This is a genomic window from Streptomyces curacoi, assembly GCF_001513975.1.
In the GTDB taxonomy this organism is placed as follows: domain Bacteria; phylum Actinomycetota; class Actinomycetes; order Streptomycetales; family Streptomycetaceae; genus Streptomyces; species Streptomyces curacoi.
The window spans coordinates 241,540-254,831 of the sequence record NZ_KQ947990.1 but is presented as its reverse complement, the minus strand read 5'-3'; the positions used below and the strand labels follow the sequence as shown (position 1 = coordinate 254,831).

General features: G+C 71.9%; 11 protein-coding genes. 5 read left to right on the top strand and 6 right to left on the bottom strand.

Annotated features, from left to right (window positions below; all coding sequences use genetic code 11):
* Nucleotides 1–164: 164 nt before the first annotated feature.
* Both purU and AQI70_RS24295 read right to left on the bottom strand, forming a co-directional pair.
* Nucleotides 165–1,046 (bottom strand): formyltetrahydrofolate deformylase, encoded by an 882-nt coding sequence (purU, locus tag AQI70_RS24300; RefSeq protein ID WP_062153558.1) that lies wholly within the window; start codon nt 1,044–1,046, stop codon nt 165–167.
* 47 nt (nt 1,047–1,093) lie between these two features.
* Nucleotides 1,094–1,594, bottom strand: coding sequence for an SCO4402 family protein (locus AQI70_RS24295; RefSeq protein ID WP_062153557.1), 501 nt, complete (start codon nt 1,592–1,594; stop codon nt 1,094–1,096).
* 117 nt (nt 1,595–1,711) lie between these two features.
* Here AQI70_RS24295 and AQI70_RS24290 point away from each other — a divergent pair, with 117 nt between their 5' ends.
* Nucleotides 1,712–3,022 (top strand): ABC transporter substrate-binding protein, encoded by a 1,311-nt coding sequence (locus tag AQI70_RS24290; RefSeq protein ID WP_062153556.1) that lies wholly within the window; start codon nt 1,712–1,714, stop codon nt 3,020–3,022.
* A gap of 13 nt (nt 3,023–3,035) precedes the next feature.
* Here the strand turns inward: AQI70_RS24290 and AQI70_RS24285 are convergent, their stop codons facing one another.
* Nucleotides 3,036–4,913 (bottom strand): hypothetical protein, encoded by a 1,878-nt coding sequence (locus tag AQI70_RS24285; protein ID WP_062153554.1) that lies wholly within the window; start codon nt 4,911–4,913, stop codon nt 3,036–3,038.
* Nucleotides 4,914–5,114: 201 nt separating this feature from the next.
* The gene (locus AQI70_RS24280; RefSeq protein WP_062153552.1) at nt 5,115–6,500 is read right to left on the bottom strand and encodes an NsdA family TPR-like regulatory protein; all 1,386 of its coding nucleotides are present in this window, start codon (nt 6,498–6,500) and stop codon (nt 5,115–5,117) included.
* Nucleotides 6,501–6,818: 318 nt separating this feature from the next.
* On the opposite strand from AQI70_RS24280, the gene AQI70_RS24275 reads away from it, so the two are divergent.
* From AQI70_RS24275 to AQI70_RS24265, 3 genes are all read left to right on the top strand, one after another.
* Nucleotides 6,819–7,481 carry a bifunctional DNA primase/polymerase gene (locus AQI70_RS24275; protein ID WP_004000351.1) on the top strand — a complete coding sequence of 221 codons (663 nt, stop codon included), beginning with the start codon at nt 6,819–6,821 and terminating at the stop codon, nt 7,479–7,481.
* A gap of 96 nt (nt 7,482–7,577) precedes the next feature.
* Nucleotides 7,578–8,348, top strand: coding sequence for an ABC transporter ATP-binding protein (locus AQI70_RS24270; RefSeq protein ID WP_062153550.1), 771 nt, complete (start codon nt 7,578–7,580; stop codon nt 8,346–8,348).
* Nucleotides 8,345–9,937 carry a transporter gene (locus AQI70_RS24265; protein ID WP_107117072.1) on the top strand — a complete coding sequence of 531 codons (1,593 nt, stop codon included), beginning with the start codon at nt 8,345–8,347 and terminating at the stop codon, nt 9,935–9,937. Before AQI70_RS24270 ends, AQI70_RS24265 begins: the two co-directional genes overlap by 4 nt.
* A gap of 40 nt (nt 9,938–9,977) precedes the next feature.
* On the opposite strand, the gene AQI70_RS24260 is transcribed toward AQI70_RS24265, so the two are convergent.
* On the bottom strand, nt 9,978–10,862 hold the full coding sequence (locus AQI70_RS24260) for an alpha/beta fold hydrolase (RefSeq protein WP_062153548.1): 885 nt from the start codon (nt 10,860–10,862) through the stop codon (nt 9,978–9,980).
* A 670-nt stretch (nt 10,863–11,532) separates the two neighbouring features.
* Nucleotides 11,533–12,225 carry an iron-dependent transcriptional repressor DtxR gene (locus tag AQI70_RS24255; protein WP_004000347.1) on the bottom strand — a complete coding sequence of 231 codons (693 nt, stop codon included), beginning with the start codon at nt 12,223–12,225 and terminating at the stop codon, nt 11,533–11,535.
* 306 nt (nt 12,226–12,531) lie between these two features.
* On the opposite strand from AQI70_RS24255, the gene AQI70_RS24250 reads away from it, so the two are divergent.
* A complete protein-coding gene (locus AQI70_RS24250; protein WP_062153546.1) occupies nt 12,532–13,287 on the top strand; it encodes an SIS domain-containing protein in 756 nt (251 codons plus the stop codon).
* The last annotated feature ends 5 nt before the right edge of the window (nt 13,288–13,292 follow it).

Genomic DNA, 13,292 nt, shown 5'->3' with positions numbered 1-13,292 from the left:
GCGGGTGTGTGGGGGCTGGTCGCGCCCACGCGGCGGAGCCGCAAATCGATACAGCCCCGCGCCCCTGGAGGTGCGTCCACTGCACCGTACTCAAGGGGCGCGGGGAACTGCGCGAGCAACCACATACGACCCGCAGCCGCCCAGCAACGGACGAACCCGAGCTATCAGGCGAAAACGACCGTCCGCCGCCCGTTCAGCAGAATCCTCCGCTCGGCATGCCACTTGACGGCCCGAGCCAGCGCCTGGCACTCCACATCGCGCCCGATCGCCACCAGCTGGTCCGGCGTCACGTCGTGCCCGACCCGCTCGACCTCCTGCTCGATGATCGGCCCCTCGTCGAGATCGGCGGTGACGTAGTGAGCCGTGGCGCCGATCAGCTTGACACCCCTGGCGTGCGCCTGGTGATACGGCTTCGCGCCCTTGAAGCTCGGCAGGAAGGAATGGTGGATGTTGATGATCCGCCCGCTCAGCTGCTTGCACAGGTCGTCCGAGAGGACCTGCATGTAGCGGGCCAGCACGACCAGCTCCACACCCTCCTCGCGCACGATCTCCAGCAGCCGCGCCTCGGCCTCGGGCTTGTTGTCCTTCGTCACCGGAATGTGGTGGAAGGGAACGTCGTACGACCCCACCAGCTCAGCGAAGTCGGTGTGGTTCGACACCACGGCGGCGATCTCCACCGGCAGCGCCCCGATCCGGGCCCGGAACAGCAGGTCGTTCAGGCAGTGCCCGAACTTGCTGACCATCAGAACGACCCGCATCTTCTCCTCGGCCAGGTGGATCTGCCAGTCCATCTGGAAGGAGTCCCCGATCGCCGCGAAGCTCGCCCGCAGCTTGTCGAGGGTCACCGGCGCGTCCGCCGAGAAGTGGACGCGCATGAAGAACAGTCCCGTGTCGTGGTCGCCGAACTGCTGGCTGTCCTCGATGTTGCAGCCGGTCATGAAGAGGTAGCTCGACACGGCGTGCACGATGCCCTTCCGGTCCGGGCAGGACAGGGTGAGGACGTACTGGTCGGGGGCGACCGTGGGTCGGGTGGACTGCTCGTTCATGCCCCACAGGGTCCCATATCCGGCGCGCCCGGCGGACCCGCGTCCCGTTACGCGGACCGCGTCATGATCCGCAGCACCTCAAGTGTGCGCGGCGGCGCGTCCGGGTCCTCGCCGTCGGCCATGGCCATCCGGACATGCGCGTCCCGCGCCGCCCGCACCGCCTCCGGCCACCCCTGGTTCGCCAGGTACGCGGAGACCGGCGCGTCCGGACCGACCTGGTGCATGATCCGCAGGACCCGCAGCACGGCGGTGTCCACGAGGGCCGCCTCCTGCGAGTCGCGGAATATCGTGCCGACGTACTTCTCGGCGGACCAGTTGTCCAGCCAGGTGTCCTCGACCAGGCGGTACACGGCGTCGGTGACGTCGCCGTACCCGTCGACGCCGGCCAGCCAGACGTCCCTCTGGAACACCGGATCGGAGAGCATGTGCAGCGCCGAGCGCACATTGCTGCGCCAGCGCCACCACGGCATGTCGTTTACGGGCATGCCGCCCATGGTGGATGAGCGACGGCCGCGACGGGAAGAGTTCTCCGAACCTTGCACGGTCATCGATCGTACGTTCCCCCTCGCAGGTGCCTCACCGACCCCCGTAATTCACCTTCCCGTCACCGAACAATAACCAAAGGTCACGCCCAGGTTAGCGATGTGGCGGAATCGTGCGGGAGCATGACCGGCAGGCGACGCTTCCGCAGCAGCTTCCTCCCGACGATCACCCCTCGGCCCGTTCGTGCCACCGTCCGTTCGGCGGCGGCACTGGTGGCGTGTGCGTCGTTCGCCGCCGGATGCGGGGTCGTCCCCGGTGCCACGGGGGGCGCCGGGGACGATCCGATCACTGTCATGACCTGGGCCCCCGAGGACACCAAGGCCACCAACAAGCCCGGCATGCCGGCCTTCGCGCAGGCGTACGCCCGCTGGGTCAACGCCCGCGGCGGCCTCGGGGGCCGCGAGCTGAAGGTCCTCACCTGCAACGACCGCAACGACAGCGTGGCCGCCGCGAAGTGCGCCGACCGCGCGATCGAGGAGAAGGCCGTCGCGGTCGTCGGCTCCTACAGCCAGTACGGCGACACCTTCCTGCCCTCGCTTGAGGGCGCCGGCATCCCGTACATCGGCGGCTACGGCGTCACCAACGCCGAGTTCACCAGCCCGCTGTCCTACCCCGTCAACGGCGGCCAGCCCACCCTCCTGGCGGGCCTCGGCAGGGAGCTGGCCCGCAGGTGCGGGCCCGTCGCGCTGGTGCGCCCCGACAGCATCGCCGGCGACGAGCTGCCGCCGCTGCTCGACTCCGGCCTCAGGGCGGGCCGGCACCCGGAGGCGGCCGACCAGCTGGCCGACGAGGACGCCACCGAGTACGCGAGCCAGTCGACGCGGGCCCTGGAGTACTCCACCCGTGCCGGGGCGGAGCCGGGCTGTGTGGTGCCCGCGCTCGGCGACCGCACCAGCACCTTCATGGACTCCTTCCGGCGCGCCCGCGAGGACTACCCCGACGTGCGCACCGCCACCGTCCTCGGCAGCGTCGACCAGACCGTGATCAACGCGAACGGCGGGGCGTCGGGACCGTACGAGGGGTCGTACATCACCGGCTGGTACCCCGTCGCGAGCGATCCGCGCTGGGACGTGATGAAGAAGGTGATCAGCGAGCAGGCCTTCGGCGACAACCGCATCGATCCCGCGGACGCCGGCGTGCAGACCACCTGGATCGCGTACACGGTGTTCAAGAAGGTCGTCGAGTCGCTGGGCGACGACGAGGTCACCGGCGACTCCGTGCGGGCGGCCCTGAACAGGGGCCTGAAGGTCTCCACGGGCGGGCTCACACCGACCCTCCAGTGGAGGTTCCAGGACGTCCTGGCCTCCGTGGGCTACCCCCGGCTGGTCAACCGCAAGGTGACCCTCCAGGTCGTACGGGACGGCCGGCTGGTGGCGGCCCGGAAGAACTTCATCGATGTGACGAGGACCCTCCAGGACGCCGACCTGGGCTGACCGCCCGGCCGCACTACAGCTGGGTCGGCTGGCGCTCGGTCAGGCCGTACTTCTTGGCGACGGTGTTCCACAGCTGCGCGGCCGTCTTCTTCTCCGCGCTGGCCGTGCCGCTGGCCCGGTTGCCGGCCTGGGTCTGGCCGGTGGTGCGGGCCTGGCCCTTCTTGCAGAGCTTGCCCTTGTTCGCGGCCACCTGGTCCGCCCACGCCGCGTAGTGGTTGTCGGCGGACGCCGACGCCTGCCAGGCCTTGGTCAGCGCGGTGGTCAGCGCGGTGTGGTTCGGGAGCTGGTCGACGGTGAGCTTGGACAGGTCGGTGACCAGCTGGTTGCGCTGCTTGGCCGCGTCGCGCAGGTCCTTGGCTGCCTGCGCGAGGTTGCCGCAGGACTTCACGTCGGCCACCGCGTTGATCACGGCCGTACGGCTGTCGCCGCTGTCGGCCAGCAGCTTGTCCAGGGCGATGGCCTGCTGCTCGGCCGGGTCGGCGGGCGGGGAGGAGGAGTCCTCGGTCGCCGGGGCAGTGGCGGAGACGGGCCGGTTGTCGTCGGCCTTCTGGTCGTCCCCGCCGCCGCCCGCGAGCATCGCGCCCGCGCCGATGCCGAGGGCGGCGATGCCGACGCCGACGACGGCTATCAGGGGCAGCCGGGAACTCCTGCGACCGCCGCGTCCGCCGTCGTCGTCGCCCTGGCCGGGCGGGAAATAGGCCGGCTGGTACGGACCCTGCGGCTGCGGCTGCTGGAAGTGCGGCAGCTGCTGGGTGGCCGCGGCCGGGGGCTCACCGCCCGGCTCGCTGCGGAAGAGGTTGTCGAAGTCGGAGAGCGGCTGCCGCTCCTGCCCGCCGTACGGGGCGCCGCCCGGCTGACCGGCCACGGGCGGCATGTACCGCGTGGCCTCGGCGTCGGGTCCGGAGGCAGCCGGCATCGGTCCGGCGCCGCCGCCCCGCCGGGCCCGTCCCAGGATCTGCGTGCTCTCCCCGGGCGCCTCGGGCGGCAACGCCCCCGGCCCGACCGGCGGGAGGTACTGCGTCGCCCCCTCGTCGGCACCGGATGCCGGGGCGGCGGCGACGGGCGGTATGTAGCGGGTGGCCTGGTCGTCGGCGCCCGCGGGGGCGGCGGCGACCGGCGGTATGTACTGGGTGGCGCCTTCGTCGGCCGGAGGCAGCGGGGCCCCGAAACCACCGTCACCGGCCGACGGCAGGGGCGCGCCGGGGGTGCCGTGGGCGCCGTGGGCGGTGGGCGTGCCGTGGGCGCCGGGCGCCACGGGGGCGTTCGGGTGGCCCTGCCGGGCGTCCGGAGCGGCTCCAACCGGGCCAGGGGTGCCGTACGTCTGCCCGCTCGCGGGCGGCAGCGGCGCACCCGGACCGTGCTGCCCCGCGGGCGGCAGCGGCGCCGACGACGGACCGCCGTGCCCGTACGGCGGCTGCGGCGCGGGCATCGGTGAGCCGGCCGGGTCGCCCTGGCCGTACGACGGCGTACCCGCCGCCGCACCCGGGGTGCCCCCGCCGTACGACGCGCCGCCCTCCGGCGGCAGCGGCCGGGACGGTGCGGCCCCGGGCGTCTGCGGTGCCGCGCCCCAAGGCGCCGGCGGCGACTGGTGCGGCTGTTCCTGCCCGCCCCACGCCTGGCCGGGCGGCGTTCCCCAGGCTTGGCCGGGGGCGGCCGGCGGCGGGCTCGGGTGCTGGTTCTGGTCGGGTCCCCAGGGGGTGCCCCAGGCCTGGCCGCCGGGCGGTGCCGAGGGCGGGGGTGCCGTCGGCGGGGCGGGCGGTACCGACGTCGGCCGGCCGTCACGCCCGCCCGTCATACCCGGCAGCAGCGGCTCACCACCGTCGGAGGGCAGCACGATGCCTTCGCGCGCGGGCCGCGCCGAGGGCTCCTCGCCCTGTCCACTCTGCGTCACCGGGACTCCTACGAATGGGGGACCTTCGGAATCGTCGGCTCACGCTACCGGGTCCGCCGATCCGGGTGCTACGCAGCTCGGGACCTGACCCGCGTCCCTGTGACCGCAATAACAGCACCCGCCCCCATCCGCTGTATATGCCCTCCTTCCCGCACCGAGGCCTTGGTTTCCCTCCCGTTCACGCCGTGGCGCCCCCTGGTTTCACGCCGCGGCCTGAAGGTCCAGCCGGGCCCCGAACTCCCTTACCACCGGCTCGTCCCGGTACGGCTCCAGCCGCTGCTGGAAGTCCTCCAGATACTCGGCGCCCCGGTTGGAGCGGAGGGTGTCCAGGAGTTCCACGGCCTTCAGCCCGGTGTGGCAGGCCTGTTCGATCTCGCGCTGCTGCACCTGTGCTGTGGCGAGCAGCACATAGCCGATCGCCCGGCGCCGCGCCTTGGTCTCCGGGAGCCCCGCCAGGGACTCCTCCGCCCGCCGGGCCGCCGCCTCGGCCTGGCCGAGGTCGCGGTGGCAGTGCGCCAACTCGTCGGCGAGGTAGGCCTCGTCGAAGTGCGCGATCCACGCCGGGTCGTCCCCGGAGTCCGCGTCCGCCGTCTCCAGCGCGGTCACGGCACGCCCGGACGCCACCTGGGCGGCGCGCGCGTCACCCATCAACGCATGACCCCGCGCCTCGGCCGCATAGAACATCGACTCCGCGCGCGGGGTCACGCGCCCGCGCGCCCCCTCCTGCGCCGCCCGTGCCAACTGCGCGATCTCCCGCGGGTTCCCGAGCTGCGCGGCGAGATGACTCATGGAGGCGGCCAGCACATACCCGCCGTACCCCCGGTCCCCGGCCGCCTGCGCCAGCCGCAGCGCCTGGATGTAGTACCGCTGGGCGAGCCCCGGCTGCCCGGTGTCGACGGCCATGTACCCGGCGAGCTCGGTCAACCGGGCGACGGTGGCGAACAGTTCGCGCCCGATCGCCTCCCGGTACGACCCGGCGAGCAGCCCGGACACGACACTGTTCAGATAGTGCACGACGACCGGCCGCACATGCCCGCTGCCGTACTGGTGATCAAGGTCTACGAGCGCCTGCGTCATCGCCCGCACGGCCGCCACGTCGGACTGCCCCACCCGCGGCCCCGCCGAGCGCGCCACCTGCGAGTCGGGCGAGGAGATCAGCCAGTCGCGGCTGGGCTCGACCAGCGCGGAGGCGGCGACGGACGAGCCGGACAGGAAGTCCCGCCGCCCGACGTCGCTCCGCCACAGCTCGCAGACCTGCTCGATGGCCCCCAGTACAGTCGGCGAGAACTGGAGACCGACGCCGGACGCGAGGTTCTTGCCGTTGGCCATGCCGATCTCGTCGATCGTGACCGTACGGCCCAGCTTGCGGCCGAGCGCCTCCGCGATGATCGCCGGCGCCCGGCCCCGCGGCTGCTGTCCGCGTAGCCAACGGGCCACGGACGTCTTGTCGTAGCGCAGATCGAGGCCGTGCTCCGCGCCGCACATGTTGACCCGGCGGGCCAGCCCGGCGTTCGAGCAACCCGCTTCCTGGATGAGCGCCTGCAGCCGTTCGTTCGGCTGTCGCGCGACGAGAGGCCTGGCGGCCATTGGCGTACCCCCTGTGGCTGCGGTGCCTGCCCACGCACCGAGTTGATGTGTCTTCCACCGCCGGATCCGGCTCGGGGCACTGGCTGTGCATCGAAAGGTTCCGGCCGTGAAGATCAATGCCCCGTCGGCAGAGCGAAAATGCGAGGCTTGCGAGGATTGCCGGGGTAACGGCCGAAGCCGACCCCACAGGGGGCTACCCAGCCCCGCCCACGGATCCTCCCGCGCGCCCCCACACGTGCACCCATGCGCCCCAGATGAGGAATCAGTGCTCCTCCCCCGCGCGCGCTACGCCCGTAACCCGAGGTGGGTGCGGGAGTTGTGTTCAGCGTGAAAGAGACGATCCCGGCCACCGAAGCCGCACAGATTCCGAAGCAGCGCGGGGAAACGCTGCTGGAGACCGCCGTTCGCTACGCCGAGGAGCGCCACTGGGACGTGTTCCCCGGGACCTGGTTGGAGGCCGTCGACGGGGTGCAGCTCTGCTCCTGTGGCGACACCGCGTGCCCCGCGCCGGGCGCGCACGCCGCACGCCCCGACTGGGCGACGCAGGCGACCGGGAGCGCGACGGTCGCGCGGCGGATGTGGCAGAAGCAGCCGAACGCGTCGATCCTGTTGCCGACGGGGCGGACCTTCGATGCGATTTCCGTCCCGGAGACCGCCGGGTTTCTCGCCCTGGCCCGGATGGAGCGGATGGAGTTGACGCTGGGGCCGGTGACGTTGACGCCGGACGGGCGGATGCACTTCTTCGTGCTGCCCGGGGCTTCGGTGAAGGTGCCGGAGCTGGTGCGGAAGCTCGGGTGGTCGGTGGCGTCGCTCGATCTCGTCACGCTGGGCGAGGGCGCGTATGTGGCTGCGCCGCCCACGCGGTTCGGGTCCCGGGGGGCTGTGCAGTGGGCCTGTCGGCCGACGCCGGCGAATCGGTGGTTGCCGGACGCGGAGGAGTTGATCTCGCCGCTTGCCTATGCGTGCGGTAGGGATCGTTGAGAGCGCCTTCTCACCTGCCCCGTTGCTGATCGACGGCGACTGCGGGTTGTTCGTGGCTGGTCGCGCAGTTCCCCGCGCCCCTTAAGGTTGGCGTCCATGACGTCGGCCGTTAGTGTGCGTGGGCTCTGGAAGCGGTTCGGGCAGCAAGTCGCCGTTGCCGGGATTGATCTGGAGTTGCCTGCCGGGAAGTTCATCGGGCTCGTCGGGCCCAACGGGGCGGGGAAGACCACGACCCTGTCCATGGTGACCGGGCTGCTGCGGCCCGATCAGGGGTCCGTCGAGGTCGTCGGGCGGGACGTGTGGCGGGACCCCGTCGAGGTGAAGGCGCGGATCGGAGTGCTGCCCGAAGGGCTCCGGCTCTTCGAGCGGCTGTCGGGGCGGGAACTGCTCGCGTACTCGGGGCGGTTGCGCGGGCTTCCCGGCGCCGAGGTCGACAAGCGGGCCACCCAGCTGCTCGACGTACTCGATCTGGCGGGCGCCCAGCACAAGCTCGTCGTCGACTACTCGACCGGTATGCGCAAGAAGACCGGGCTCGCGGCGGCACTCCTGCACAATCCCGAAGTGCTGTTCCTGGACGAGCCGTTCGAGGGCGTCGACCCCGTCTCCGCCCAGACCATCCGGGGCGTCCTGGAGCGCTACACGGCCTCCGGCGCCACCGTCGTCTTCTCCTCCCATGTCATGGAGCTCGTCGAGTCGCTGTGCGACTGGGTCGCTGTGATGGCCGCCGGGCGCATCCGCGCCCACGGGCCCCTGGCCGAGGTGCGCGGGGAGGCGGCCTCGCTGCAGCAGGCGTTCCTCGAACTCGTCGGCGCGAACGGCCGCGATGCCGGGTCCGACCTCGACTGGCTGGGCGGCGGGGCGCGATGAGCGGCAACGTCACCGGGATCGTCGTACGGCTGAAGCTGTCCCTGCTCAGGAACGGGCTGCGGCAGTCCGGTGGGCGGCGGGCCGCCTATATCGCCTCGGCCGTCGTGGTCCTCCTCTTCGCCGTGCTGCAACTCCTCGGGCTGATCATGCTGCGCGGCACCGCGCACGCCGACTCCCTGGTCGTGCTGCTGGTGGCGGTGCTCGCGCTCGGCTGGGCCGTGATGCCGCTGTTCTTCCCCGGCGGGGACGAGACCCTCGACCCGACCCGGCTCGTCATGCTGCCGCTGCGCCCCCGGCCGCTGGTGCGGGCGCTGCTCGCGGCCTCGCTGGTGGGGATAGGCCCGCTGTTCACGCTGTGCCTGTTCACGGGCTCGGTGATCGCGATCGCACGAGGCGGGGCGGCCTACGCCGTCGGCGTCATCGGCGTCGTCCTGGCCCTGCTGGTGTGCGTGGCGCTCGCGCGGGCCGTCGCCGCCGCCAACATCCGGCTGCTGAGCAGCCGTAAGGGCCGCGATCTGGCGGTGCTGAGCGGGCTGGTCATCGCGATCGGGGCGCAGGTGGTGAACTTCGGCGCACAGCAGCTGGGTTCGTCGGGGCTCGACCGGCTCGACCCGGCGGCGGATGTGCTGCGCTGGGTGCCGCCGGCGTCGGCGATCGGTGCGGTGGAGTCGGTGAGCCAGGGGTCGTACGGGACCGGGGCCCTGCAACTGGCCCTGAGCGCGGGCGCCTTGGTGGCGCTGATCGCCGTCTGGTCCCGTCATCTGACCCGGCTGATGACCTCCCCCGACGGCTCCACGCTCCAGACGGCCACCACGGCCGCCGTACGCGAGCGGTCCTCGACCGGCCTCGCCCGCCTCCTCCCGGCCGGCCGCACCGGCACCGTCATGGAGCGCAGCCTGCGCTATGTGTGGCGCGACCCGAAGACCAAGGCGGCCTGGGTGACCTCGCTCGCCATCGGCCTGCTCGTGCCCCTGTTCAACGCCATGCAGGGCACCGGCTCGATCTACTTCGCCTGCTTCGCCGCCGGGATGCTCGGCATCCAGATGTACAACCAGTTCGGGCAGGACACGTCCGCGTTCTGCATGGTCGCGATGACGATCTCGTCCCCCCGCGACGCCTACGTCGAGCTGCGCGGCCGGGCACTGGCACTGCTGCTGATCACCCTGCCGTACGCCACCCTCGTCACCGTCCTGACGACAGCCCTTCTCGGCGACTGGCCCAGGCTCCCCGAGGCGCTGGGCCTGTCCTTCGCCCTGCTCGGCGCGATGCTGGCGACCGGCGCGTGGACGTCGGCCCGCTTCCCGTACTCCATCCCGCAGGAGGGCTACAAGAACGTCGCTCCCGGTCAGGCGGGCCTCGCCTGGATCTCGATCTTCGGCGGCATGATCGCGGCGGCCCTGCTGTGCGCCCCTGTCATCGCGGTGACGATCTGGCTGAACGTGGCCGAGGGCGGGGGCACATGGACGTGGCTGCTGCTGCCGGTGGGAGCAGCCTACGGGGCGGTGCTCACCCTGCTGGGCCTTCGGCTGGCCGCCCCGCGGACGGCGGGACGGCTGCCGGAGATCCTGACGGCGGTGAGCAAGGGCTGACGGGACCTGTCGGGCCCAGGGCGGCACACCGCCCCCGCGGTCACAGGCGCCCCTCCTCCGCCATCACCGCGTCCAGGAAGGGCTCGATGGCCGCCCGCCACCCCTCCGGCTGGTCGTAGTGCACCAGGTGCCCGGCGTCGGCCACCTCCGCGTACTCGCCCCGGGGCAGCACGCGCACCATCTCCTGCGCCTCGGCCCGCCCCAGCTCCCCGTCGAGCCCGCGCACGACCAATGCGGGGCACTGGACCTGCGTCAGCTCCTCCCAGTGCGCGTCGTACACCCATGTCTCACGGGAGCGGAGCATCTGGTCCGGCTCGAAGACCGGCCGCCAGCCGTCCTCGCGCTCGTGCATCACCTCGGCGTAGAACTCCCCCCGGGCGGGATTCGACCGCTCGACCCACGGGTCGTCCTCACCGAACCACTTGCGCACGTCGGCCAGGGTGGCGAAGGGAACGGGCCAGGACTTGAACCAGTCCTCCCACTCCCGCTGCGAGGCCGCGCCGAGCGCGGACGCCCGCATGTCGCAGATGACGAGGCCACGCACCAGGTCGGGCCGCTTGGCGGCAAGCTGCCAGGCGGTCAGCGCGCCCATGGCGTGGCCGATGAGGACGGCCGGGGCGAGGCCCAGCTGTTCGAGAGCGGCCTCGGCGTCCTCGACGTACGCCTCGCGCGTGAAGGCGGCGGCCTGCGCGGGCTTGTCGCTGCGGCCGTGGCCGCGCTGGTCCAGCGCGACTGCGCGGTGCCGCCCGGAGAGCCAGCGCGCGGTGGAGGCCCAGTGCGAGGCGCGGCCCATCAGGCCGTGCAGTAACAGGACACCGGGCATACGGTCGTGTTCCCTGGCGTGGTCGGTCTTGGGAGGGTCGCCGAACTCCCAGGCCGCGAGACGTACGCCGCCCGTCCCGGTCACGTCGATGCGCCGCGCCATTGCCCTGGCACCCCCCTAGCTCCGCTCGGACCGCTCGAGCCGACCGGTCCCGGTGAACCGCGTCCTGCTTGCCGTGCCTGCTGTGCCTGCCGTATCCGCCGTCGCTCGCACGGGTACCCGCGCCGCACGCGTCGTCGCCGCCTCGCACGCGATGTGCATGTCCTGTGTGTCCGACGTGATCTTATGCGCACATCCCTGAAGCGCACGTTCCGCACGACCTGTCACAGGCCAGACTATCGAACTCTCATTCGAAAATGCCGTCTCCGCGGCCAACACCCCTCATTCGAGTGACCCCGCGCAAGGATTGATCGCCACCGCCGAGGGGAGACCTTCACCGGGAGGCGGACCGCTCGGGGAAAACGGTCCGAGGGGAATGACCCTGAGAGCTCGGGGCTCCGGGTCAGCACAGGGGAGGACAGGCCCCGGCGCCATACGGCGCCGGGGCCCTCTCCACAACCACGGCACATCCTCCCGCCCCCTCCCCGGCCGGATGCGTCGCTGTCGATCACGGCCAAGAGCCCTCAGATGCCTCAGGCGACAGCCTCGCACGCGAACCGGCGGAGCGCTGCGATTCGGCGTACTGGATCTCCAATTGGAGAAATCGCCCAACCCCCGTCCCCGCACCGGGAGTTACCCAGACAGGACCCCGGGACGACCAGAGCCCGCCGGCTCAGCGCTTGGCGACGAACACATGGGAGGCGACATCCGCCTCCAGCTCGGCCGCCTCGCCGCCGCTGCCCACCAGCACGCCGCCCGCCGACTCGGTCACGCTCACCACCGAGCCGGGCTGCACGCCGGCCCGGCGCAGCGTGTACATCAGCTGCGCGTCGGTCTGGATCGGCTCGCCGATCCGGCGCACGACGACCGTCTTGCCCTCGACACCCGGGTCGAGGTCGGCCAGCGAGACCATGCCCTCGTCGAGGAAGGGGTCGGCACCGTCCTTCTCGCCGAGCTCCTCCAGGCCCGGGATGGGGTTGCCGTACGGCGACTCGGTGGGATGCCGCAGCAGCTCCAGCACGCGCCGCTCCACGGCCTCGCTCATCACGTGCTCCCAGCGGCACGCCTCGGCGTGCACCTGCTCCCACTCCAGCCCGATCACATCGACGAGCAGGCACTCGGCCAGCCGATGCTTGCGCATGACACGGGTGGCCAGGCGGCGCCCCTCGTCCGTGAGCTCCAGATGCCGGTCACTCGCCACGGACACCAGTCCGTCACGCTCCATCCGCGCCACCGTCTGACTGACGGTCGGCCCGCTCTGGTCCAGCCGCTCGGCGATCCGGGCGCGCATGGGGACCACACCTTCCTCCTCAAGCTCGAGGATGGTGCGGAGATACATCTCCGTGGTGTCGATCAGTCCGGACATACGTGCCCCTCGATTAGCTCTGCGATTAGCTCAGCCGGAAGCGAGACAGCTCCACGGCGCGTGCGCTGGCCCTGCACTCAATTCTGCCGGATACCACAGACAACCGTGCCGCGCTGTGGAAACCAGCGGGTTCCAGGGCCGCACCCCCCCGGCGCGGCCTTGACCCACAGCAAGCCGCAGGCGCTACGCGCGCCCCCACCGGCGGCCCCTGGCACGTCGTATTGACACCGCAGTGGTCCAGACCGCACGGTGATCCGCAACAGACCTCCACACACGCACCCCCCACCCATCCCCGGAGGGCCCCGCATGAGCGACAGCAAGCCGGCCGACCAGTTCTTCGACGCCGCGATCGGCCTGCTCCAGCGGGTCCGTGCCGAGGAGGCCGAGAACATCGAGGCAGCCGGCACCCTGCTCGCGGACACCGTCGCCACCGGCGGCCGGCTCTTCGCCTTCGGCGCCGGGCACTCCTCCCTCGCCGCCCAGGACCTCGTCTACCGCGCCGGCGGTCTCGCCCTGATGAACCTGCTCGCGGTCCCCGGCGCCGTAGGCGTCGACGTCGTGCCCGCCACCCTCGGCTCCGCCCTGGAACGCGTCGACGGCCTGGCGAGCGCGGTCCTGGACAGCTCGCCCCTCCGCGAGGGCGACGCGCTGATCATCATCTCCCTCTCCGGCCGCAACGCCCTCCCCGTCGAGATGGCCATGAGCGCCCGCGCCCGCGGCGTCAAGGTCATCGGCGTGACATCAGTGGCGTACGCCTCGGAGACGAAGTCCCGCCATGTCTCCGGCACCTACCTCAGGGACCACTGCGACATCGTCCTCGACTCGAAGATCGCGGTCGGCGACGCGGAACTCACCCTCGACACGATCCCGGCCCCGTTCGCCCCGGCCTCCACGGTCGTCACCACGGCCCTGCTCCAGGCCGTGATGGCCACGGCAGCCGCCTCCCTGGCCGACCGCGGCATCGAGCCCCCGCTCCTGCGCTCCGGCAACGTGGACGGCGGCCTCGACTGGAACAGCCGGGTGTTCGAGAAGTACGGCGACAGGATCTTCTACCGGCACTGACACCG

Coding starts and splice junctions, on each gene's coding strand:
- purU (WP_062153558.1), bottom strand. CDS start 1,046: ATGAACGAGCAGTCCACCCGACCCACGGTCGCCCCCGACCAGTACGTC.
- AQI70_RS24295 (WP_062153557.1), bottom strand. CDS start 1,594: ATGACCGTGCAAGGTTCGGAGAACTCTTCCCGTCGCGGCCGTCGCTCA.
- AQI70_RS24290 (WP_062153556.1), top strand. CDS start 1,712: ATGACCGGCAGGCGACGCTTCCGCAGCAGCTTCCTCCCGACGATCACC.
- AQI70_RS24280 (WP_062153552.1), bottom strand. CDS start 6,500: ATGGCCGCCAGGCCTCTCGTCGCGCGACAGCCGAACGAACGGCTGCAG.
- AQI70_RS24270 (WP_062153550.1), top strand. CDS start 7,578: ATGACGTCGGCCGTTAGTGTGCGTGGGCTCTGGAAGCGGTTCGGGCAG.
- AQI70_RS24265 (WP_107117072.1), top strand. CDS start 8,345: ATGAGCGGCAACGTCACCGGGATCGTCGTACGGCTGAAGCTGTCCCTG.
- AQI70_RS24260 (WP_062153548.1), bottom strand. CDS start 10,862: ATGGCGCGGCGCATCGACGTGACCGGGACGGGCGGCGTACGTCTCGCG.
- AQI70_RS24255 (WP_004000347.1), bottom strand. CDS start 12,225: ATGTCCGGACTGATCGACACCACGGAGATGTATCTCCGCACCATCCTC.
- AQI70_RS24250 (WP_062153546.1), top strand. CDS start 12,532: ATGAGCGACAGCAAGCCGGCCGACCAGTTCTTCGACGCCGCGATCGGC.